The 23,402-nt window shown below is 41.6% G+C and carries 22 protein-coding genes; 16 read left to right on the plus strand and 6 right to left on the minus strand.

All coding sequences use genetic code 11. The annotated features are described in order from the left end of the window. Positions 1 to 86: 86 nt before the first annotated feature. From QM738_RS10005 to rsgA, 5 genes are all read left to right on the plus strand, one after another. The gene (locus tag QM738_RS10005; protein WP_462276551.1) at positions 87 to 1,088 is read left to right on the plus strand and encodes an AAA family ATPase; all 1,002 of its coding nucleotides are present in this window, start codon (positions 87 to 89) and stop codon (positions 1,086 to 1,088) included. 132 nt (positions 1,089 to 1,220) lie between these two features. Further along, positions 1,221 to 2,090 carry a DUF58 domain-containing protein gene (locus tag QM738_RS10010; protein WP_462276552.1) on the plus strand — a complete coding sequence of 290 codons (870 nt, stop codon included), beginning with the start codon at positions 1,221 to 1,223 and terminating at the stop codon, positions 2,088 to 2,090. Positions 2,091 to 2,121: 31 nt separating this feature from the next. After that, positions 2,122 to 3,072, plus strand: coding sequence for a hypothetical protein (locus QM738_RS10015; protein ID WP_462276553.1), 951 nt, complete (start codon positions 2,122 to 2,124; stop codon positions 3,070 to 3,072). Between the two features lie 2 nt (positions 3,073 to 3,074). Continuing rightward, complete coding sequence (locus tag QM738_RS10020) at positions 3,075 to 4,076, plus strand: vWA domain-containing protein (RefSeq protein WP_462276554.1); 1,002 nt, start codon at positions 3,075 to 3,077, stop codon at positions 4,074 to 4,076. A 216-nt stretch (positions 4,077 to 4,292) separates the two neighbouring features. Then, positions 4,293 to 5,216 (plus strand): ribosome small subunit-dependent GTPase A, encoded by a 924-nt coding sequence (rsgA, locus tag QM738_RS10025; protein WP_462276555.1) that lies wholly within the window; start codon positions 4,293 to 4,295, stop codon positions 5,214 to 5,216. A gap of 92 nt (positions 5,217 to 5,308) precedes the next feature. On the opposite strand, the gene QM738_RS10030 is transcribed toward rsgA, so the two are convergent. The 4 genes from QM738_RS10030 to QM738_RS10045 all read right to left on the minus strand — a co-directional run bounded on the left by QM738_RS10030 (position 5,309) and on the right by QM738_RS10045 (position 7,747). Continuing rightward, complete coding sequence (locus tag QM738_RS10030) at positions 5,309 to 5,611, minus strand: hypothetical protein (RefSeq protein WP_462276556.1); 303 nt, start codon at positions 5,609 to 5,611, stop codon at positions 5,309 to 5,311. 123 nt (positions 5,612 to 5,734) lie between these two features. After that, the gene (locus QM738_RS10035) at positions 5,735 to 5,929 is read right to left on the minus strand and encodes a hypothetical protein (RefSeq protein ID WP_462276557.1); all 195 of its coding nucleotides are present in this window, start codon (positions 5,927 to 5,929) and stop codon (positions 5,735 to 5,737) included. A 128-nt stretch (positions 5,930 to 6,057) separates the two neighbouring features. Beyond that, positions 6,058 to 6,639, minus strand: a complete 582-nt coding sequence (locus QM738_RS10040) for a gamma carbonic anhydrase family protein (RefSeq protein ID WP_462276558.1) — start codon at positions 6,637 to 6,639, stop codon at positions 6,058 to 6,060. A gap of 100 nt (positions 6,640 to 6,739) precedes the next feature. Next, entirely contained in the window at positions 6,740 to 7,747 is a 1,008-nt protein-coding gene (locus QM738_RS10045) for a PDDEXK nuclease domain-containing protein (protein ID WP_462276559.1), read from the minus strand. A gap of 58 nt (positions 7,748 to 7,805) precedes the next feature. On the opposite strand from QM738_RS10045, the gene QM738_RS10050 reads away from it, so the two are divergent. Together QM738_RS10050 and QM738_RS10055 are read left to right on the plus strand one after the other, a co-directional pair. Then, a complete protein-coding gene (locus tag QM738_RS10050; RefSeq protein WP_462276560.1) occupies positions 7,806 to 8,984 on the plus strand; it encodes an aspartate aminotransferase family protein in 1,179 nt (392 codons plus the stop codon). Continuing rightward, entirely contained in the window at positions 8,984 to 10,774 is a 1,791-nt protein-coding gene (locus tag QM738_RS10055; RefSeq protein ID WP_462276561.1) for a hypothetical protein, read from the plus strand. Before QM738_RS10050 ends, QM738_RS10055 begins: the two co-directional genes overlap by 1 nt. 22 nt (positions 10,775 to 10,796) lie before the next feature. Here the strand turns inward: QM738_RS10055 and QM738_RS10060 are convergent, their stop codons facing one another. Continuing rightward, complete coding sequence (locus QM738_RS10060) at positions 10,797 to 12,845, minus strand: penicillin acylase family protein (RefSeq protein ID WP_462276562.1); 2,049 nt, start codon at positions 12,843 to 12,845, stop codon at positions 10,797 to 10,799. Between the two features lie 120 nt (positions 12,846 to 12,965). Between QM738_RS10060 and QM738_RS10065 the strand changes: the two genes are divergently transcribed. The 8 genes from QM738_RS10065 to QM738_RS10100 all read left to right on the plus strand — a co-directional run bounded on the left by QM738_RS10065 (position 12,966) and on the right by QM738_RS10100 (position 19,000). Next, entirely contained in the window at positions 12,966 to 13,598 is a 633-nt protein-coding gene (locus QM738_RS10065; protein WP_462276563.1) for a hypothetical protein, read from the plus strand. A 14-nt stretch (positions 13,599 to 13,612) separates the two neighbouring features. Then, complete coding sequence (locus QM738_RS10070; RefSeq protein ID WP_462276564.1) at positions 13,613 to 13,909, plus strand: winged helix-turn-helix domain-containing protein; 297 nt, start codon at positions 13,613 to 13,615, stop codon at positions 13,907 to 13,909. A 45-nt stretch (positions 13,910 to 13,954) separates the two neighbouring features. Next, positions 13,955 to 14,365: a hypothetical protein gene (locus tag QM738_RS10075; protein ID WP_462276565.1), complete on the plus strand. Its 411-nt coding sequence runs from the start codon at positions 13,955 to 13,957 to the stop codon at positions 14,363 to 14,365. A gap of 26 nt (positions 14,366 to 14,391) precedes the next feature. Beyond that, positions 14,392 to 15,972: a DUF4153 domain-containing protein gene (locus tag QM738_RS10080; protein WP_462276566.1), complete on the plus strand. Its 1,581-nt coding sequence runs from the start codon at positions 14,392 to 14,394 to the stop codon at positions 15,970 to 15,972. A 94-nt stretch (positions 15,973 to 16,066) separates the two neighbouring features. Continuing rightward, positions 16,067 to 16,495, plus strand: a complete 429-nt coding sequence (locus tag QM738_RS10085) for a hypothetical protein (protein ID WP_462276567.1) — start codon at positions 16,067 to 16,069, stop codon at positions 16,493 to 16,495. Positions 16,496 to 16,506: 11 nt separating this feature from the next. After that, positions 16,507 to 17,961 carry a magnesium-protoporphyrin IX monomethyl ester anaerobic oxidative cyclase gene (bchE, locus tag QM738_RS10090; protein ID WP_462276568.1) on the plus strand — a complete coding sequence of 485 codons (1,455 nt, stop codon included), beginning with the start codon at positions 16,507 to 16,509 and terminating at the stop codon, positions 17,959 to 17,961. Between the two features lie 22 nt (positions 17,962 to 17,983). Further along, positions 17,984 to 18,340, plus strand: coding sequence for a diacylglycerol kinase family protein (locus QM738_RS10095; protein ID WP_462276569.1), 357 nt, complete (start codon positions 17,984 to 17,986; stop codon positions 18,338 to 18,340). A gap of 6 nt (positions 18,341 to 18,346) precedes the next feature. Beyond that, positions 18,347 to 19,000: a DUF1361 domain-containing protein gene (locus tag QM738_RS10100; protein ID WP_462276570.1), complete on the plus strand. Its 654-nt coding sequence runs from the start codon at positions 18,347 to 18,349 to the stop codon at positions 18,998 to 19,000. A gap of 14 nt (positions 19,001 to 19,014) precedes the next feature. Here the strand turns inward: QM738_RS10100 and QM738_RS10105 are convergent, their stop codons facing one another. Further along, on the minus strand, positions 19,015 to 22,566 hold the full coding sequence (locus QM738_RS10105) for a hypothetical protein (protein ID WP_462276571.1): 3,552 nt from the start codon (positions 22,564 to 22,566) through the stop codon (positions 19,015 to 19,017). 165 nt (positions 22,567 to 22,731) lie between these two features. On the opposite strand from QM738_RS10105, the gene QM738_RS10110 reads away from it, so the two are divergent. Next, a complete protein-coding gene (locus QM738_RS10110; RefSeq protein ID WP_462276572.1) occupies positions 22,732 to 23,370 on the plus strand; it encodes an MBL fold metallo-hydrolase in 639 nt (212 codons plus the stop codon). Positions 23,371 to 23,402 lie beyond the last annotated feature (32 nt).

Consider the following 23,402-nt stretch of genomic DNA (forward strand, 5'->3'; position numbering starts at 1 on the left):
TTTCAATAAATAAGTAATAATAAAACATCATCTACTCCTTTACCAGTTACTACATTGCAGCCGGGTCGGGAGGCAAAAAATAATATATGTTACAAACAGCCGAAGATATCCGTTTGCTGAACGAAAAGATCAACCATGCAGCGGGATTTGTTACCAGGATCAATGACGAACTAGGTAAAATAATTGTGGGGCAGCAGGGCATGATAGAACGCCTGCTGATAGGCCTGCTGAGCAACGGGCATGTGCTGCTGGAAGGGGTGCCGGGCCTTGCAAAAACGCTTTCGATCAAATCGCTGGCACAAACGGTGCAGGCCAATTTCAGCCGTATACAGTTCACGCCCGACCTGTTGCCTGCAGATGTGGTGGGTACGATGATCTACAACCAGGCAAAGAATGAATTCGTGGTGCGCAAAGGGCCTATCTTCTCTAATTTTATTCTGGCAGATGAGATCAACCGTGCCCCGGCAAAAGTGCAGAGCGCCCTGCTGGAAGCCATGCAGGAACGCCAGGTTACTATTGGCGATACCACTTATAAACTGCCCGAACCTTTTTTGGTACTGGCTACACAAAATCCCATTGAGCAGGAAGGCACTTACCCACTGCCTGAAGCACAGGTGGACCGATTTATGCTGAAAGTAATCGTGGGTTATCCTACCAAAACAGAGGAGCAGATGATCGTGCGGCAAAATACATTGGGATTGAGTTCGCGGGCCATTAACCCGGTGGCATCCACCAGCGAGATATTAACGGCGAAGGAACTGGTACGACAGGTATACGTAGACGAAAAGGTGGAGAATTATATTCTGGATATTGTTTTTGCCACCCGCTTTCCGGAGAAATATAATTTACAGAAATTAAAACCATTGATAGGCTTTGGCGGAAGTCCACGTGCGAGTATTAACCTGGCGCTGGCAGCAAAAGCTTATGCCTTCTTAAATAAGAGAGGGTATGTAATTCCTGAAGATGTAAGAAGTATCTGTAAAGATGTATTGCGTCACAGGATCGGTTTAACGTATGAGGCAGAAGCAGAGAATGTGGATGTGGAACAGATCATCAATGAAATATTGAAGATGGTGAATGTGCCATAGTATACCCCCAACCCCCTCCCGCCTGGGGCGGGATAAATTCCGGGGGCTTTGGAAGAGCATAGTATTTACAGACTCTTTTATTATTTTAAAAGTATAAATGAGTATCATATAAAACACTTTGAGGTTGGAAATATGTTGACCACTGAAGAGATACAAAAAAAAGTTCGGGAGCTTGAGATCAAGAGCAAGAAGATCACCACGCATTTATTTACGGGGGAGTATCATTCTGCTTTTAAAGGAAAGGGGATGAGCTTCAGGGAAGTGCGGGAATATTATGCGGGTGATGATGTGCGGTTCATTGACTGGAATGTAAGTGCAAGGTTCAATCATCCTTTTACAAAAGTATTTGAAGAAGAACGGGAATTGACCGTAATGCTGCTGATTGATACCAGTGCAAGTAATTTGTTTGGCACCGTTACGCGGCAAAAGAAAGACCTGATAGTGGAAATGGCGGCGGTACTTACTTTCAGCGCTGTGAGCAATAATGATAAAGTGGGTGTGATCTTTTTCAGCAATAAAATTGAAAAATACATTGCGCCCAAAAAAGGGAGGCAGCATGCTTTGTATATAGTGCGTGAGTTACTTACAGTTCGCCCGCAAACAAAGGCTACGGATATTGACCAGGCGGTGAAATATTTCACCACTTCGGTAAAGCAAAAAAGCATTGCGTTCATATTGAGTGATTTTTTAGACCAGGGTTATGATAACGATCTGAAAGTGATCGGCAGTAAACATGATGTAATAGGCATAAGGGTGTATGATAAAATGGATATGCAGTTGCCCGATGCAGGATTGATACAGGTGCAGGATGCAGAGAGCGGCAAAAGCAAATGGATCGACAGCAGCAACCCGCTGGTGCGCTACAATTACCAGCAGCATTTTATGCAGCAGAGTGAAATGAGCAAAACTTATTTTAGAAAGGCGGGCGCTGAATTACTGCATGTACGTACGGATGATGATTATGTAAAGATCTTGCAGCAGTTTTTTATAAAAAGAAATTAATGACCTAATTCTAACGGGTTAAGGATATTTGATGATGGGTAAAAGAAAAATAAACAACAGGTTGATCATTACAATAGCAGTGATTTGTTTTTCTTTTGTCGTGCAACACTGTTTTTCACAACAATTAAAAACAACGGTTGATAAAAGAAGCATCCTGATAGGTGAACCCATTCAATACAAAGTAACCGCTACTTTTCCAACCGGCGTTTACAAAGTGCATTGGTTTTTACCGGCAGATTCTGCAGCGCATTTTGAACTGGTTGACAAATCCAAAATAGATACTACGGCAGACAATAATAATACGGTGATGGAGCAAACCATTACACTTACCAGTTTTGACTCGGGCAGGTGGAACACGCCTGCATTCATGGTGAATTTTGACCCGGTTAAGGACGATACCACGGTTAATCTTTTTACAGATTCTATTGCGGTCAGCGTGGTTTATGCACCGGCTGATACGAGCAACAATTTAAGGGATATCAAACCGATCATGGAGGTGGAAGTAAAGAGTTATTTGTGGCTGTATATTACCATCGGTGTTTTACTGATCATTATTCTTCTTTTAGTGCTGCGCAGGATGCTTAAGAAAGATAAGTTTGCTCCCGATCCTGTATACAATTCCAAATTATCGCCTTATGATGAAGCTATGCAGCAGCTGGAGAAACTAAAAGCGTTTAACCTTTCCCGTGAGGAAGAGGTGAAGCAATACCATATACGGCTTTCGGAGATATTTAAATGGTATATCAGCCGGAGGCAGCAGGCAAGTGCAATGAACAAAACCACCGGTGATGTACTGGTACAGTTAAGCGAAAATAATTTATCGAAGGATGATATTGCGGCCACTGCTACGGCTTTACGCTGCGGTGATGCAGTAAAGTTTGCTAAATTTTTGCCGCCTGTGTACGAGAGCGAGCAATGCCTGCTGGCCATTAAACAAACCATCGATCATATCAATAACAGTAAAACGGTTAACCCACAATAATTTTGCTTTTTAATTATTTCAACGATATTAAATTCAGCCAGCCCTGGTTTTTTGCATTGTTCGCCCTGCTGCCCGTGCTTATTGTATGGTATATCTTAAAAAATAACCAGCAGCAGGGAAGTTTTATTATTTCGGATACCAGTGCAAAAGGACTTTCATCCTGGAAGAACAGCCTGCGGCATTTGCCTTTTATATTACGACTGCTGGCATTGAGCTGCATTATTATTGCACTGGCAAGGCCGCAGACAAAATATGAACTGCAACAAACTGATGGAGAAGGTGTGGATATTGTTTTGTGTATTGATGTAAGCGGTAGTATGACGGCGCAGGATTTTCAACCTAACCGGCTGGAAGCCGCCAAGGCAGTGGCTTCTGATTTTGTGAACCGGAGAGCTGCGGACAGGATCGGTGTGGTGATATTTGCTGGTGAAAGTTTTACGCAATGTCCTATCACTACGGATCATGCGGTATTGCTTTCTGCGATTGATAATATTCATAATGGTTTGCTGGTGGATGGTACTGCTATTGGCAGTGGGCTTGGCACCAGTGTTGACCGCTTACGCACCAGCAAATCCAAGAGCAAGGTGGTGATACTGCTTACTGATGGAGAAAATAATGGCGGGCTCATCGATCCCAAAACGGCGAAAGAAATTGCCAAATCTTTTGGTGTGAAGGTGTATACTATTGGTGTGGGTACGGATGGTTATGCACCTCAACCGGTGAATACACCTTTAGGCGTGCAGATGCAGAACCAGAAGGTTACCATTGACGAAAAATTGCTGCAGGAGATTGCTGGAGAAACGGGTGGCCGTTATTTCAGGGCGCGGGATAATGATGGGCTGGTAAGGATCTACAACGAGATCGATAAACTGGAAAAATCGAAGGTTGAAATATCTACGCTTACAAGATCTACTGAAAAATTCTTTCCTTTTGTGATGGCGGCGCTGGCGTTGCTGTTGGTGGAAGTGCTGCTGCGTTTTACTGTTTTCAAAAAATTTCCTTGATTATGGAACATGGTCAGACGGGGGCGTCGGACCATGAGGGAGCGGCGTTTTACTTTTTTCAAGAAATTTTATTAATTGCGCAACATGGTCAGACGAGGGCGTCGGACCATGAGGGCAACATGATCAGACGGGGGCGTCAGACCAAACATTATCAGACGGGGCGTCAGATCATGTGAAATTCGTGTAATTCGTTTTAATTCGTGAAATTTGCCTCCAATGAACGCAACAGTATACAAATCCACCGGCAGCTGGTACGTGGTTAAAAACGACACAGGTAAACAATTCAATGCACGTATATTGGGTAAATTCAAGATAGACGGACTTACCAGCACCAATCCTATTGCAGTGGGAGATACCGTGGAAATTGTGATGGAAAACGAACTGGAAGCGGGTGTGACCATTACAAAGATCAACGACCGCAGGAATTATATTACCCGTATATCGCCTTCCAATAAACACCAGCACCATATCATTGCTTCCAATTTAGATCAGTCGCTTTTATTTGCCACGTTGAAAGATCCCAAAACATCACAGGGGTTTATCGACCGCTTCCTGGTCTCCTGCGAAGCTTTTCATATACCTGCTATTATTGTTTTTAATAAAGCAGATATTTTTAAAAAGAAGGAAGAAGAAAAATTTGCAATGCTGAAAGACATTTATGAAGGCATTGGCTATACCGTAAAAAAGATAAGTGTGGAAACAGGCGAAGGGGTAGATGAAGTAAAAGAATTATTAAAAGATAAGGTTACGCTGCTGAGTGGTCATAGTGGTGTGGGTAAATCCTCTTTTTTAAACAGGCTTTTTCCTGACATGAAATTAAAAACGCAGGACGTGAGTGGCTGGAGCGGCAAGGGGATGCATACCACCACTTTTGCTGAAATGTTTGATATACCATTTGGAGGAAAGATCATTGATACGCCCGGTATCAGGGAACTGGGGCTGGTGGATATCAGCAAACAGGAACTGTCGCATTATTTTCCAGAAATGAAAAACCTCATCAACGATTGCCAGTTCAACAACTGCTTACATATTAATGAACCCAACTGTGCTATAAAAAAAGCCGTGGCCGATAATAGCATCGCCACGGACAGGTATGTTAGTTACTGTAATATTCTCGATAGCATCGAAGAACAATTTTAGATTTCGGATTTGCGATTTTAGATTTAAAATGCAGGGAGCAAATCAAATATTGTTTAACAAATCTACAATCGCCAGTCTACAATCGTCAATTGCTAGTAAGCCATGCGTTGAAGGTAATTGGCTACTTCCATCACTGCATTATGATCTTTCTTTACGCTTTTTAAATGCTGCGGTAAAATGCTTACACCATTAAAGATGCTGTAGTGCAGGGTGAGGTAATTGTCTTTGTACTGAAAGTCCCAGTCGAGGGTTTCGGCATCATCTACCTGGTTTAAAAATTTCACCTGTAATTCATCTGCCAGTGCAGTTGCAATTGCATAGAATTTTGAAATACCGCAGTTGTCATCTATAACTGCTTCGGTAGCGCCGTTGATAGTTTTCAATTGGTAGCACATAAATATAGGATTTAGGTTTTATTTTAGTTTCAAGCTGCAAGCTTCAAGGGATAAGCATATGGTTTAGTACATTTTCCTTCTCCCTTGCGGCTATTCCCCTTGCCACTCTTCTCTTGCTGCTTCTTACTCTCCCACAGCTTTTTTGCCGCCCCTGTACTTTGCTTTCTTTACTTTTTCACCGGCGAGTATTTTTTCTGCACCTACATTCCTGCCATCGCTGGGGCAACCATATTTTTGTTTTTTATGAAACAGGTTGGCGATAAAGCATCCGCTCAGCAGGAAAGAGGATAAAAAAACAGCTATGATTAACTTTTTCATTTTTTAAAGATAAATTTTTCTCCGCAGTTTTAAAAGCCCGGAGTGAAAAGCTTCAAGCCATCAGCTTCAAGGGATGAGCATACGGTTTGTTATATTTTGCTTCTCCCTTGCGGCTCTTCCCCTTGCAGCTATTTCTCCGGTTCTTTGAACCAACTGCTGTACATCAGGTAATTATTAGCGATCCGGTCAATTTCGCCGCTGATCTTTTCCTGGCTGATATCTTTTACTTTTTTTGCAGGGATGCCTGCGTAAATGGTGCCCGGCTCCACAATCGTATTTTCCAGAACCACAGCGCCGGCGGCAATGATACTGTTGCTGCCGATATGGGCATTATCCATTACGATGGCGCCCATGCCCACCAGCACATTATCATCAATAACGCATCCATGTACAATTGCATTGTGTCCGATGCTAACATTATTTCCGATACTGGTGCCTGTTTTTTGGTAAGTACAGTGAATTACAGCGCCATCCTGCACGTTTACCTTGTTGCCCATATGGATAAAATTCACGTCGCCCCGCAGCACGGCATTGAACCAAACGCTGCAATCATTGCCCATTTTTACATCCCCCACAATGGTGGCATTGGGCGCTACAAAACAATTATTGCCCATTTCGGGCCATACTCCTTTTACGGGAAGAATTAATGGGTCACCACCAGTTCCGGAAGAGAAATTATTGGGCGATCCTGTATTTTTTTTGTTGCTCATTGTAGATTTATTTTTAGCTGACTTTTATTTTGTTTACCCGATGTGCTGGAAATAATCTGCGCAGTAATTTATACTGATTTTTTCCATGCAGAATAACAAATTACTTAATACTATGCAACAGCGATTTTACTTTTCGTTGCAATAGTTTTTTATCCGGCAGGTATAATTGGTATTTTGAAATAAATATTTTGTTCGATAAACCGCCCATTGCGAATTCTACCATTACTTCGTCGTTATCGGTAGAAAGTATTATTCCAATTGGTTCAGCATCGCCTGCTACATTTTCTTCCTTTTTAAAATAGTTCAGGTACATGTTCATCTGCCCAATATCATTGTGTTCTACTTCTTTTATTTTGAGGTCAATTAAAATAAAACATCGTAGTATACGGTGATAAAACACCAGGTCTATATAAAAATGTTTATTACGTAATGATAGCTTATATTGCCTTGCAACAAAAGTAAATCCCTTACCCAGTTCGAGTAAGAACATCTGGAGATTGTCAATTATCTTTTGTTCCAGGTGCTTTTCCGTTACTTTATTACTTTGCGGTATTTTTAAAAAATCAAGAATATACGGATCTTTAATTGCTTCGGTGGCGTCGGTGATAATATGTCCTTTTTTGGCGAGTTGTAAAATGCCCTTTTTATCTTTACTTAATGCAAGCCTTTCAAAAAGAGAAGCATTAACCTGCCGTTGTAATTCTCTGTATCCCCAGTTAGATCTTGCACATTCAATTTCATAAAATTTTCTTGCTAATTCATTTGATACACCCAGTAATGTAACGATATGTGTCCATCCTAATTTGGCAGGCACTGCCTGCCATTTTTGATAGGTAAGATAAAACCGACGCATATCCAGTACATTGCGCCTGCCAAATCCCTTGCCATAATTTTGCTGCAGATCCTTTGAAATCCGCTCCAGTAGCTCACTTCCGTATTCGGCCCTTTCATTACCTTCCTGCTCGAATTCTACTATGTGCCTGCCAATTTCCCAATTGCTTTTTAATAAAGAAATATTTACAGCATGTACTGCCTGCTGCCTGGCATTGCTAATTGTGATACCAATATTTTTTATCAGCTGATTGTATTTTCGTTGGGTGATCTTCATTTGGTATTGCCGGTTTGATTTAACAAACCACTAATTTCGTGAAATATTTCAATAAGTAATGATGAATAATCGCCAGCTTTTTTTAAATCATGTAGGCCAAACTTCCGAAGCACCACTGGCATTGGAAATGATAAGGGCCGAAGGAGCAAAATTATTTGATGCAGATGGGAAGGAATATATTGACCTGATCGGTGGCATCAGTGTTTGCAATGTTGGGCACCGGCATCCTAAAGTTATTGCAGCCATTAAAAAACAGCTGGATGATTACCTGCATATCATGGTGTATGGCGAACTGGTGCAGAGTCCGCAGGTGCAATATGCAAAATTGCTCACACAACAGCTACCAGCTTCACTCAACTCAGTTTTTTTTACTGCCAGTGGCAGCGAAGCTACCGAGGGTGCTATGAAATTATCCAAGCGTTTCACCGGCCGCACGCAGATCATCTCTTTTAAAAACAGTTACCATGGCAGCACGCAGGGCGCATTAAGTATTATGGGAGATGAATACTGGCGCAATGCCTTTCGCCCGTTGCTGCCGGATATTATGCAGCTGCGGTATAATTCTTTTGAAGACCTGGAAAATATCACTGAAAGAACAGCCTGTGTGATCGCTGAAACAGTACAGGCAGAAGCAGGTGTTATTACACCTCTGAACAACTGGTTAAAAGCATTGCGGGAAAAATGTACCGCAACCGGTACACTGCTGGTGCTGGACGAGATACAATGCGGCTTTGGCCGTAATGGCAGCCTGTGGGCATTTGAACAATTTGATGTGATCCCGGATATTTTATTGCTGGGTAAAGCATTGGGCGGCGGTATGCCGCTGGGTGCTTTTGTAGCAGATAAAAAGATGATGGACGCTTTATCGCATGATCCTGTGCTGGGGCATATCAATACTTTTGGTGGCCACCCGGTTTGCTGCGCTGCAGGGCTCGCAGCTTTTGAAGTACTGCTTGAAGAGAAATTAATAGACGCAGTAAAAGCAAAAGAACAATTATTCATGTCTTTACTGCAACATCCAAAAATAAAAGCAGTACGCAGTTGTGGGTTGATGATATCGGTGGAGTTTGAAGATTTCGAGACCAATAAAAAAATAATTGATGCTTTGATAACACAGGGAGTTTTTACCGACTGGTTTTTGTTTGCATCGAATTGTTTGAGGATCGTGCCGCCGTTGGTGATCAGCGAAGAAGAGATAACTACAGCTTGTAACAAAATAACAGCAATACTATCCTGATGAAGTTTCAACATATTTATTTAACCACAACCCTTATTAAGACGATGATTCATCAGCCAGCTATCCTTGTATGTGTTTTTATATTGTCTGCCTGTACAAGCGTTAGCCAGAAAAAAAATACGATACCTGAAGACGAGCTTTTAGAAAAAGAATTAGCGGCACAAAAAAATGCAAAGTATGGCCAGAATATTCCACCAATTGAAATAATAACAGAGGCCAAAAAGGTTGCAGATCTGCGAGCTCTTATACAACAGAAAATTGTTGAAAAAAAGAAAATAGAAGCTGTAAGGGAAGTAAAAAATTTTACTATTTCCAAAAGATATAAAAATGGAGATAAAACTGTAGTGCCGGCAATATTAAAAATACTGCAAAGTAATGATGCTGAAGCAAGACATACAATCTATGCTGAACTTGCGAAAGACTTCGAGGATCCGGATTCGTACGAGATCAGCGAACCTGCTTTGGTAACACAATTATTAAACGGAATTACTAATGCAACAGATGAAGAAGCAGCAGTGCAATGTGCAGGGATAACGAAACTGAAGGGAGCCGAAGAACAATTTGAAAAAAGATTATTATCCGGTAAGTCAACAGACGAAGGCCGTATATTATTCTGGTTGGCGCAAAATGGAAAAAGCAAGATCGCTTTCGATTATATAGATACGAAGATAAGAAGGCGAACAATGGCTCCTGGAGAACTGGAAAAGGTTATTATAGGCCTGGAGGAATATAAATCATCAAGTGATAATGTTATAAGAAAAAGAGTGGGTGATCTTGCTTTATTCATTTATCAGAATAAACTGATTGCCGATGAAGAGTACGAAGAATTAAAAGAATCAGGCTTTTCTTCAGGTGCGGCTGAATCTGTTCTCTCTTGTCTTTTTGAATGTGGCGATGAACGGGTAATACCGATAGCAAAGGATATCATACAAAGGAAGATCAGGATAGAAAGACCTGTACTGGCACTTATCAGGCTGGAAGGTGAAAAGCATCTTGATAAGGTGTATAAGTATCTTTCATCTGAAGAGGATTTTTATACCGGCCTGGGTATAGTGGAATCGTTGGACGCAAAATTTATCAGTGATAAGCTGTTGAGAGAAGTGCTGATACAAAAAGCAAAAGATAAGGCCAATGACGATATGGGAATTGAAAGGATAATTAAACTATACAAGAAAAATGGCGCTGAAAAATATCTTAAAGATCCCCATTTGGTAATTAAAGATGAAAACCTGGTAAACAGGGTTGCGGCTCTTTATAAATTTAGTTTGATCTCCCCCGAAACAGTGGTACAGGAATTGCTTGACTGGGGGCTGATTGTAAACAGGCCTTCAGAAAATATGTTGAAGGAAATAGCCAGGGAAAGCGACAATCATCCCGACGCTGTTGCCATTTCTATATTGGAAAAGCAACAGGTGCTATTGTCTTTTGATACAGAAACGGACATGATCCCTGTAGATTATAATGTACTACTCGGAAAATTTGCTGCTATAGCAAACGGAGAATTCAAAGATGTTTTGGTGTATATGGATGTAAAGGAAGAAGATACGGAAAGTAAGTATACCATCACTGTTGTTACCAATAAGCGGGCTTATATTTCAAAATTTGTGGACTCTGCTGATTGGTATAATATGGCTTTGGTAAAGAGCCTTCTTGAAAAAATACTGGAAGACTGCAATACGCAAAAGAAATTCGTTTCAATAAACTCGGGTGACCAGACTTCGATGTACATTTATGGTAATCCTGTCAATATAAACCTGTTCTTAAAAAAATATAATATGCAAAGCGATTAACCGCTGCTATTATGAACTTGTTTTATTGCGGATGATATACGCTCTCCGCATTCTTATACACTACCGCTTTATCCAGCGTCATCGTTTTTGTTTGGTGTTTCAGGTATAAAGGCACCTGGTCGTCGAAATGCTTGCTGCCGGGTTTTGCACTGGCGCCGTACATGTTAATGGTCTCAATTTTTGGCAAACCATCTTTCGCAAAGCGTACAAACATGATCAGCCCATCACCACCGATGGATCTTAATTCACCATTCTTATAGGGCGTTGTCCATTGCGGCGACAAAAGATCGGGGAAACCTCCCAGCGGCCAATCCTTATCGCCCCGTACCAGTTTCTGCAGATCGCCCAATGCAATATCAGTGCGGCCAAAATTAGTTTGCATATAATCGTGCACATATTTAAATGTTGCAATAGCTTCCACTTTTGTGATCGCTCTCGCATCCTGGCCACGCAACTCTTTTTTAAGGTATTCGTAGGTCAATAAAAATATGGCGGCACCTTTGCTATCAGCAGCGCCGCTTTTATCCCATTTTTTAAATGTGGTGATCAACGAAGCATATTCCGGGTACTGGGTTTCACTCAATGTGAACATGCTGTCAATTTTATAAGGGTATTGCATTGTAGCAGGCAGCTGCATATCAAATTTTATCTGCTTGAATTTTTCATAACTGAGTTTTTCTGTTTGAGGAAACAGTTCTAAAAAACGCACACTCCTGTTTAAATGATATTGCTCCCAGCCATCTTCCTTTGCAAAAGCCGACGCTTTTAAATTATCAGCAGTGCCGGTGGCTAAAAAAGGAGAGTGATTGGTATTGAATAAAAAACCACTTTTAGGATTAATATACTGTGGTAATTCTTTTATACCTCTGAAACTGGTCCACAATGTGTTTGAAGTATTGCCCGGAACAGTTCTGCGCCAATTGTAGCCAGCCTTTCTTACCGGTACCAATGCGTTATTCAGGTAAAAAATAGTATCCTGCTTATCGGCATACATAATGTTGAACATGCTTAATTCCTGTTTACTTAATGCTGCATAAAAATCTGTAAAGTTGCTGGCCTTGTTCATTAGGTACCACTGTTCCAATGCACCGATCCTCATATTGGCGCCCAGCCGTACCGAAAAAAATCCCTGCTTGTTTTTCATGGTAGCGCCGTATTTGCTCCAGTATACTTTTCTTTTAATATTGATGGGGATGCTTTTTATTTTAAGCTTTATTGTTTTTACTTCCAGGTTCACCCATTCGCCATCAAATTTATATTGCAGGTTATTGTCGGGGTTCATCTCCAGTTGGTATTCATCCATGCGGTCGCAATAATTAACAGTGTGCGCCCATCCTAAATGTTCGTTTACACCATGCAGTATGCAGGGGCCCCCTGCCAGCAGTCCACCCAATACATTCAATCCTTCTTCACTGCAGATATGCGCTTCGTAAAAAGCCTGCGGTCCTGTATTGGGTTGGTGTGCGTTGATCAACAAAAATGCTTCACCGGTAGTGGTTTTTTCAGCGCTTACTGCTGCCGAGTTACTGCCTTTTTTATTCAACTCCGGCGCTTCCCATTCAGCATTATTGAAAATTCTTTGCAATGCAGCATCGGCGCCGTTAAATACGGCCAATGCCAATACAGAGGAGGCAATATATTCTTTAGCAGTTATGGGAAATAATTTTTTATGCAGCACTTCGCGGGGATGGGTGGCAGCATATTTATTAATGGCCTGTACATAACCATCCACCAGTTTTAAAAACGCAGGCGATAGTGTGTTCCATTTTTCTTCGGTCACTTCCCTGCAGCGGAATAGAGCAAAAGCATAATCACCCGCGGCGCCGGCCTTACCCAATACCCGGCCCATTAAACCTTTGGCCGGCAATACCACCTGCTGCATGCTTTCAAAATCATCTTCCGCTTCTGCCCATGCAAGGCCATAAGCCACTTCGGCATCTGTTTTTGCAAAAATATGGGGCACTCCAAAACTATCTCTTACAATATCTATCGCAGAAGGATTAATGGTTACCTGGGCGGTTATGCCGACAGAAATAAAGGAATATATACAACAGAAAAGGAATTTTTTCATGTAGCTGATGATGGGTTTGGGTATTAAATGTAAGCTTTATTCCCGCTGCATAATATTTCCCGCAAATAATTTGCATTTATCAGGATCAATCATTTACTTTGTATCTCAAAGTGCTTTTGTATGAACAGCCCACAACAGTCATTAGAAGACCTGCAACACATTAAAAAAATGATGGAACGGAGCAGCCGTTTCATCAGCCTGAGTGGCTTAAGCGGTATTGCTGCCGGCATTTGTGCATTGGCCGGCGCCTGGTTTGCCAGCCAAAAGATCAATTGCTGGGTAAAAGGCGATTGCCAGCTGAGTCACCTCATCGATTCGGGTGGCAGGCAACTGATGAACGAATTGTTCTGGATAGCTACTTTAACTTTTGTAGCTGCATTTACGCTGGCTTTCTTATTTACTTTTTTGCGCAGTAAAAAAACAGGAACTCCTATGTGGGGTACCACTACGGTACGTTTATTATGGAATACCGCCTTACCCTTGATGGCAGGTGCTATTTTTTTATTCCGCATGCTGCAGCTGGGGCAATACGACCTGATTGCACCGGGCTGCCTGATATTTTATGGACTTGCATTGATCAATGGCAGTAAATATACATTGGGCGAGATAAGGTACCTCGGTTATGGTATTTTATTACTGGGTATCGTTAACTTGTGGTTTGTTGGATATGGTTTGCATTTTTGGGCAATGGGTTTTGGTGTATTACATATCATTTATGGTATTGTAATGTGGAACAAGTACGAAAGGAAATGAATTAATTTACCTGCATGAATCTTATCGAAAACTTAAATAAAATCTTTGACAGTCGTATACGCCTGGGCATCATGAGCGCCCTGATGGTGAATGCGGAAGTAAATTTTAATGAATTGAAAGAACTGCTCGACATAACCGATGGTAACCTGGCCAGTCATCTAAAAACATTGGAAGAAAGCGGTTATGTAAAAATTCAGAAAGGTTTTATCGGCCGTAAAACCAACACCACTTACTCTGTTACCAAGGCAGGTGAAAAAGCTTTTAAGTTACATTTAACAGCATTGGAAAAAATGATCGGATCAGTAAAATAAATTTTTTTATACTTTTACTTTGAATTTCAAAGTGCTTTTAAAATTATGGGAAAAGCAGCCAGAACGTTTGTGATCTTTATGGGAGTATGGTTTATCAGCTCCCTGCTGAATGGTTTTATAACCGGCGCCTGCATTATGATCAATGGTGGTGCATGGTTTGCCGACAGTGAAGGAGCGATCTTTTTAGCCATCATTTTTTCATTTATATGCAGTGTGCCTTTTGTAGGCCTGGTATGGTTCATTACTATGCTGGCGCAGGCGCATGGCAGGGAAGGGCATGATCTTTTTCAACTGGTGCTTAAGCTTACCCTCTTTTTTGGATCGGTGGGTGCTATTTTTTTCTTCAACACATTTGGACACGATCTTAAAACGGCATCCTGGGCCGGTGCTGTGAGTATTATTATTTCGTCGGTTACCGGTGTGATGGTTTTCCGGCAACAGCTTAAAACAACATAAAACTTATTCTTATAAAACATAAAAATATGAAAGCAGCTTCACTTAAAATTCTTTTAGTTACTGCCGGTGCAGTATTGTTCAATATCATTTTCTGGCACGAAAAACTTGCGTTGAATGCCTTATTCTTTGATGCCTTTGTTTTATGGTCCGTTTTTTATTTGTACCCTGCTGCTTTTACCAAACCTGCAATGAAGTGGTTGTTGCTGGCACATGCAGTGGCCTTGCTTACTGTACTTGTACACAACACTATGCTGAGTAAAATTGCATTTAGTGTTACACTGTTACTCGTGGTAGTGTTCACGCAATACCTTCATCGCTCGGTTTGGTATGCCGCAGCATCTGCAGCAGGCAATTATCTCCTGTTCCTTTTTTCTTTTTTAGAGAATGTAAAACAGGTAAAATTTGCAGGACTGCGCTCTTCCGGTATCCGAAAAGCAGTGCGCTTTTTGATCATTCCTTTACTGATCGCTGGAGTCTTCTTTTTGCTGTACTCATTTTCCAATGCAGTTTTTCAAAACGTGGTGAATGATATGGGCATTGCGATCGGTAATTTTTTTAACCGCATTTTTACCTGGTTCAACTGGGACCGTTTTGGATTTTTATTGCTGGGCCTGTTTGTTACCGGCGGACTGCTGCTGAAAATGCACAGCAACTATTTTGCAGAAAAAGATACTGCTCAGCATAATGATCTCTCCCGGAAGAAAAATAACCTGTTGCGCTGGAAGGAAAGTGCGCTGTTCGATATTTTATCGGTTTTTATGGGACGTTTCGCCAATGGGGTGATGGCATTGCGTAATGAAAATACCGTGGGCATCATCAGTCTTGTGATGCTGAATATATTGCTGCTCTTTATCAATGTTATCGATATCATTTATGTATGGTTCGGTTTTACTTACTCACCCGATCTTAACCTGAAGGAATATGTGCATGAAGGCGCCGGTATGCTGATCTTTTCTATTGTGCTGGCAATGGCGGTGCTATTATTTTTCTTCCGCGGCAATTTAAATTTTTATAAAAATAATAAATGGCTGCGCTATGGCGCTTACGGATGGATACTGCAGAATGCTGTGCTGGTGATATCGGTATTGCTGAGAGATACTTATTATATACAGCACATGGGCCTTGCCTACAAGCGCATTGGTGTACTGGTATTTTTATCAATGGTGCTGATGGGATTGATCACCGTGTTCATCAAGATCAGCCAGCGCAAAACGAGCTATTATCTTTTGAGGGTAAACGGATGGTTTGCTATTGTATTATTGGTGGCTGCTTCCTGTATTCACTGGGATGAAGCTATAGCAGATTATAATATTGCGCACAAAAATACAGTGCCGCTGGATGTACCATTCCTGCTTACGCTCTCAGATAAAACATTGCCGCTTATTGAAAAGCATCCTGAGATACTGGATGAAAAAGTGGAAACTGTGATAGTTAAAGGCGATTACCAATCGCCTGCCACTATCAGTACAAAACAATTGTTCGAGAAAAGAAAAGAGGAATTTTTGCAACAGCAGAAAGATTATTCCTGGTTGTCGTGGAATAGAGCAGATGCTTATGTAAAAGATCATTTGCCTGCGACAGTTGTTACCTCATCTTTAAATAAATAAAAATGAAGACCCAGCAGGAATGGGCCGGCTATTTTAAGTTCAACACCAGTACACAGTAACAACATTATTCAACAGTACAGTAAACCGTTTAGTTATGGATACTTCTTCAAGAATAACCAATGTTTACAGCCGTATATGGCTCATTGCAGCATTGATCAATGCCATAATATGCAGCCTCATATTAATACTGGAAATGCAATTGGCGCCTGGGGGATTTGTTTTATTCTTTTTCCTGGCATTTGTTTTTTCGCTGGTGCTTTCCGTTCCTATACAAATAGCGGCAATGCTGTTCTCCATATTTATTTTATCAACGGGCAGATGGCAAAATATTTTCCAGGTTGTATTGGTTGTAACATTTTTTGTTTCGATAGCGGGCGCTTGGGGGTATAATGGCTTTTTATCTTTTGTAGACCGTAACAATATTCCCTTGTGTGTGTCCATCGTGGTATCTACTGTAAGTTCAGTGATCATTAACCGTACCAAATTAAATGCTCCATTTACCGATAAAGAACAAACCATTTAATCAACAACCAAATGAAAATTCTCATCATCAACCCGCCGCATTTATCTATCGGCAGCAGGATGCCGAATGAACACCTGCCACCACTGGGCTTGTTATCGATCGGCGGTCCGTTGATAGATGCAGGGCATGAAGTGAAATTACTGGATGCAGAATTCGGGCCCTTAAAATTCAGTACTATCGTTGATGAAGTGCTGCAATATGCGCCTGATGCGGTATTGCTGGGTCACTCAGGTTCCACTTCGGCGCAGCCCATCATTAACAGCATTACCCAACTGGTAAAAGAAAAAATGCCGGCTGTTACCGTTATCATTGGCGGCGTATTTCCTACTTATCACTGGAAGGAGATACTGGATAAGAACCCACAGATAGATTATATTGTTTGTGGAGAAGGAGAGGAGATCACACTGCATTTAATTACTGCACTGGTACAACATACTTCGCCGGAACTGATCAAAGGTTTGGCATTCCGTGCCAATGGCATCGCTTTAAAAACAGCTGCACCGGAAAATATCAAGAACCTGGATCAATACAGGATCGGCTGGGAGCTGATGGGCAATTATCATTACACTTACTGGGGAAAAAGAAAAGCAGTGGTGATACAATTCTCCCGCGGCTGCCCTTATCCCTGCACTTATTGCGGGCAGAGTTTATTCTGGAAAAAATGGCGGCACCGCGATCCGCAATTACTCGCTGATGAAATTGAAATGCTGCATCATCAATACGGCATTGAAGTGATCAATTTTGCAGATGAGAATCCTTCTTCCAATCCTAAAGCATGGCGGGAATTTTTAGAAGCGCTGATCGCTAAAAATTTAAAACTGATACTGGTGGGTTCTATCCGTGCAGATAATATTGTGAGGGATGCGGATTTTTTACACCTCTATAAAAAAGCGGGCTTTGAAAGATTTTTACTGGGCATTGAAAATTATGATGAAGTGGTGCTGGAAAAAATTAAAAAAGCAGGTACTATTTCAAAAGATAAAGAAGCCATACAGTTGCTGCGCAAACACGGTATTTTATCAATGGCAACTTATGTAGTGGGTTTTGGAGAAGAAAAAACCAGGGATTTTTATAACAGCCTGAAACAGCTTTTGTCTTACGATCCCGACCAGGTGCAGCTGCTGTATGTAACACCACATAAATGGACGCCTTATTACGAAGACGTAAAAGACAAAGAAATTATTTTAACTGATCAGCGTAAATGGGATTATAAACACCAGGTGATCGCCACTAAATATTTAAAACCTGCCCTGGTGATATTATATGTGAAGCTGATAGAGATCATTATGCAGACAAGACCGAAAGCGGTACTGCGTTTATTGTTTCATAAGGAAGCAAGGTTGCGCAGCGCTATGCGCTGGTACACCCGTATCGGTCGCCGTGTATGGTTTTACGAATTGTACCAGTTTTTCTTTGTAACAAAACTCACTAAAAAAGTAGTGAAGATGCACGAGTTCTGGGAGTAATTTTTTTTTTAAAACAGAATATATGAAATGGATGCGGTCTTTTGGTTTTGCGCTGAATGGTTTCAGGATATGTTTTACGGGGGAGCACAACTTTCGTATACATGTACTGTGTGGGGTAACTGCTATTGTACTGGGTTGCATTACGGGGCTTTCTGCAACAGAGTGGATAGCAGTTACCGGCTGCATCGCTTTTGTGACCGTGCTGGAAATGATCAATACGGCCATTGAAAAATTATGCGATATGGTACACAAAGAAATACACCCGGTAATTAAAATGGTAAAAGATATCAGCGCCGGCGCAGTATTACTGGCAGCAGTAGGCAGTGCAATTACAGGCGTATTGATTTTTCTGCCCAAAATAATTTTGCTTTTAAAATAACATAGCATGTATACAAAACTTTCTTTTCAAAAAATATTATGGGCATTCTTTGCCTTTATTGCATTGATGATCACCGTAAGGTTTCTTTATTCGGGCCAATATGCTTTTGTTTTTTTGGTATGGAATTTATTCCTGGCATGGGTGCCGCTGGTGATCAGTGCCATGTTCAATAAAATGACCAACGCTCCAAAATGGAAACAGGGTTTGCTGTTTGCGATATGGCTGGCCTTTTTTCCCAATGCTTTTTATCTTGTTACCGATCTTATTCATCTCGACCTGGAAACATCCATTCCTAAATGGTTTGATGCGCTGTTATTATTTTCCTGCCTGAGTGCAGGCCTGCTAATGGCTTTTGTTTCGTTATTGAGAACTGAAGTGTACCTACAGCAAAAGTTCGAAACCAGGACCGTACAACTGATGATGCCTGCTATTTTTTTCCTGTCGTCTTTCGGAGTGTATCTCGGCAGGTTTCAGCGATGGAATAGTTGGGATATCATCAGCGATCCGCTGAACCTGCTGTATTCCATTGCCCGGCTTTTGATCTTTCCTGTAAAATATGCACAGGCATGGGGCATAACGTTGATGCTTACCTGTATTTTTTATCTTTTATACCTGGCTATAAAAAAATTGCCCGGTCATGTAAACCAGGCAATTCAATAACAAATTCTTTTATTTTAAAAATCCAGCCCCATTGCAAAATACAATATGGGTTTGCCCCTGAAGAAACCGTTCATAGGCCAGCCGGCATCAAATTTTAAGAAATAACCCAGCAGGGTGCTTCTTGCTCCAAAACCATAACCACCTGCAAATGGTCCTACACCACCTGCTTTTACCGTTACAGTAACGGGACCGGGTACCCCGGGAGCAATTGGTGTGTTATAGGAGATGGAAGGACGTCCTATTTTATTATAACCACCATTCCATGCCGTACCCAGGTCGATGAATTGTACCACCTGGAAGTTGCGCAGGAAGGCATTGTTGATGGGGCGTTTGATCAAGGTGCTGAAAACCGGTAAACGGAATTCACTGTTCATTACCACGGCGTTGTTACCATTGGCCACATTCTGCAAAAAGCCTCTCATATTCACCGTAAGGCTCTGGAAAGCGTAGTCCTGGTCTGTAGCAACCGGTGTGCTGCTGTTATAATATCTTTCTTTAATCACAGAACCGGTTGTAGGATCGATCTTTTGATTGGAACCAAACATCAGCCAGCCATCCACACCACCTAAATAATAAATGATCTTTTGATTACCCCAGCTAAAGTCGCCTGCCGCACGGCCTGCCCATATAAAATTCTGGAAGATGGGATAATAATACCTTGCATCAAAACCCAGATTGAATGTTTGCGGCCCATCTGAATTCACCACTTTATTTACCTGGTAGTTCCAGTCTAAATAAGCCTTGTACCTTAAACCATTCCAGATATTCATGGTAGGGTTCAACGTATTATCGTACACATATTCTAAATGCGAAACAGAGTACATTGTCCTGCTGTCTTCGGCGGCCAGTGAGCCGGGATCTGTTCCGCTGATCACGAATTTATCAGAACGTATACCACTGCTGAAGCGGATGCTTTTATGAACATCGAACGGATAGGCAATATTGCCCTGGTACAAATTGGTGAATATCCTGCCGGGGTATGTTGCACCTGATGAAAAACCAAAATTCACCTGCTCTACATTCCTGTAATAAGACAGGCCCCAATCAATCCTTTTACGCAGGTTCTGGAAATTGGCGTACCATTCATTGTCCTTTAAGTTGGTGGATATTTTATAAGCGCCGGTTATCTTGATGTCTTCCATCAATTCGGATGTACCGATCCTTGTTAAACCATTCAATGGTGTTGAGGAACCGATCCTGATAGGACCTGATTGATTGGCACCACCAAAAGGCTGGTACCTGTTTACCAGTACCGAATTGCTGAAACCTGCCGATCCTGTTTCCACATAAAATTTAGGTGGCTTGTAAGGATAGAGTTTCATCGATTTCAACACCGATTCATTCTCTGTTTCCGGTACGGTAAATATCTTACCCAGTAAACTACTGTCGGGTTTATCTTTTGCAAATTCACTCTGGAAAAAGTCGTCCTGCTTTTTAGCCGTATCAGCAGAAGCAGGTACCGGTAATCCCTTATCTGCTCCAACAACTTTATACTCCGTCATTTTCTTCTTCATGTATTCCGTAGGCGGCACAGTAATATTGCGACGGCGCAATGCATCTTCATTGATCTTGAGTTTATACAACACTTTTTCATCGCTCTGGCGGGTCACTTCACTTACCTGGTTAAGATCGCCGGCGATCCTTGTTTCGTACAATTTACTTTCGTAGTTGGTAAGCGGGAAAGTATACGCCGAATCAGATGATACAGCCACTACTGCAATAGAATCCACATCTGTTTTTTTATACACCCTTAAGGTACTGTCCACTTCCTTAGGTGATGGATTGCGTAAAATATCGCCACCGATCAATACCAGTGTGTCCAACCCTTCGGCCTTGGTGGTAAAGAAACCGGCATAGCGGTTGGCCACACCATTTTCATCACTCACAAACGTAAAGTGATTCTGGTTGTACTGCATGGGTGAACGTGCATTGCCATATTTTAAATTCGACAACTGCGATAGCTGGTTCAACTCAGGTTTATCTCCAAAATTGGTGATGAGAAAAACATTGTAATGATTATCGCTGGGTAAAGAAGTATCGCCACCTTTTGCACTTGCATTGGGGCGGTTGCTTACGAATATAATACCTGTTTTATTCGGGAAAGCTGCTGCAGATGCATCACGGTCATCGTACACATCATTAGTGATCTGTTTTACTTTTTCCTTCTGCATGTCTAAAGTAAAGATATCTGTATGCCCATTTTTAACAGCCGTGATCAGTAATGTGTTGGCATTGCCCAGGTACGAAAAATCCTGCACCAGGTCAAAATCATTGGTAAGGTCCAGCTTGGTTTGTTTTATTTTAGTAACCAGGTCGTATACAAAAAGATTGATCTTGCCTTCCAGTGTATACAATACGGCTATCCTTGTACCGCGGGGATCCCAGGCCATCAATGGATAATTGGGATTGATCTCGTTCTTATAGCTACGGGTACCGTATTTTAAAAGTGTTTTATTGGTTTCTTCATCGTTGTAGATAACCCTTACAATACCTTTTTTGTATTGCATTACCACATAAGAATTGTTCTTTTTATTGGGATTTACATTAAAGCGGAAATAATCCAGGCGTTTGTTGATGTCAAATCCTTCCACATAACTTCCTTTAGGATATGCTTTTCTTTTAGAAATGTCTTTGTAGTACTTATCATCCTCGTACTCCATAAAATCGGCCAGCACATCTTTGAATTTCTTTTTGCAAACCTGCAGGCAGGCTTTGTTCAAATTTTTATAAACACGAGCCAGGTATAAGAGATAGGTTACGTTTTCTTTTTTATACTTTTCTTCGATGTAGTACCAAAAACCATGACCGGCAATTTCGGGACGGGCATATACAAAACGGTTGAAATTTTTATAATCGCCGCTCAGTATCTCGCTTTTCAGTTCATCATCCAGATCGGTGCTCCAGTTTTCGGCCAGGTAAGCCACGTAGCCATCGGTGAGCCATTTGGGAAGGTCCAGCAGGGCCTGGTTGCCGGCAAATTCGCCCAGGTCGTCTCCAAACAGTACGTTATCGGTCAATACCTGTGCAATGCCCTGGCGTATCTGGTGGCGGAGTTTGTAGTGATCGGCATCAAAATACACCACCATCTTATTGTTCACCAGCTTGGTGCCGCCGCTGGTATTCTGCCAGTCAATGCCCAGGCCGATATTGCTTTGCGCCATATCTGCATAGCTGTTGTACACAATGATATTGGCACGTCTCTGTAAACTGTATTCAGCGGCTGTTTCTATCTGGGGCAATTCTTTTTCGGCGCTCTGGGCTACAAATTTGGCCAGTTCAAGCCCGCCCTGGTTAAAGTAAACATTAAAATTCTTGGTTTGATAGTATTGCCATTTGAACTTTTTGTATTGTACCCTGTTCTTACCAAATTCCACAGCATTTACCTGTGCTTTTGAGGCGAGCGCAACAGCACAAAGAGCAAAAAAGAGCAGGAATATTTTTTTATAACCGGCTGGAGTAATACTATGGGGCATTGTTGCGGTCAAAGCGGGACTTACTTTTACAGCATACCTTTCCTCAGCTCTTATCGAAGCGGTTACGGGTGAAGCATTCGTCGGTATTTTCATATCTTCTTGATTGATCTTATCTGAAATTTTTTCTAAAAATGGTTATTGCTTATTCCGGTTATTTCATGCGGCCTGGATAAACCTGGTTTATTTTATGAAAAGTATGATTTATACCTTAAAATTAGTTGTTTTGTAATAAATTATTCCAATCAAAATTATACCTGAATGTTAAAAATAAGGTCCTTTGTTTTCAGCCCTATACAGGAAAATACGTATTTACTGTACGATGAGTTTAAAAACTGCGCTATTATTGACCCCGGCTGCTACTTTGATGCCGAAAAGGACGAGCTTACACAATTTATACAACAGATGGGGCTGCAACCCAAAATGCTGCTCAATACACACTGCCACCTGGACCATGTATTCGGCAATAAATATATCGCAGAAACTTATGGCCTGGTTGTTCAGACACACGAAAAAGAAAAGCCTGTACTGGATTTTGCCCCTACCAGCGGCCTGATGTACAACCTGCCTTTTGATAACTACACCGGCGAGTTGCAGTACCTGCAACAAGGAGATAAGATGCTTATTGGAGCGGATGAGTTGGGTGTGATAGAAGCGCCGGGACATTCGCCGGGGCATATCTGCTTTTACTGCAAGGCGCAAAATTTTATTATTGGCGGCGATGTGCTGTTCAACCGCAGCATTGGCCGTACCGACCTGCCGGGCGGCAACCATGAACAGCTGATAAAGAGCATCCGGGAAAAATTATTTGTTCTGCCCGACGAAACCGTGGTGTACAGCGGTCATGGCCCCACCACCACTATTGGAGAAGAGAAAAGGGAAAATCCTTACCTGGTATAAATTTTTTACGAACAGTGTTTAAAATGAAATAT

Source organism: Ferruginibacter sp., from assembly GCF_049840995.1.
In the GTDB taxonomy this organism is placed as follows: Bacteria; Bacteroidota; Bacteroidia; order Chitinophagales; family Chitinophagaceae; genus Ferruginibacter.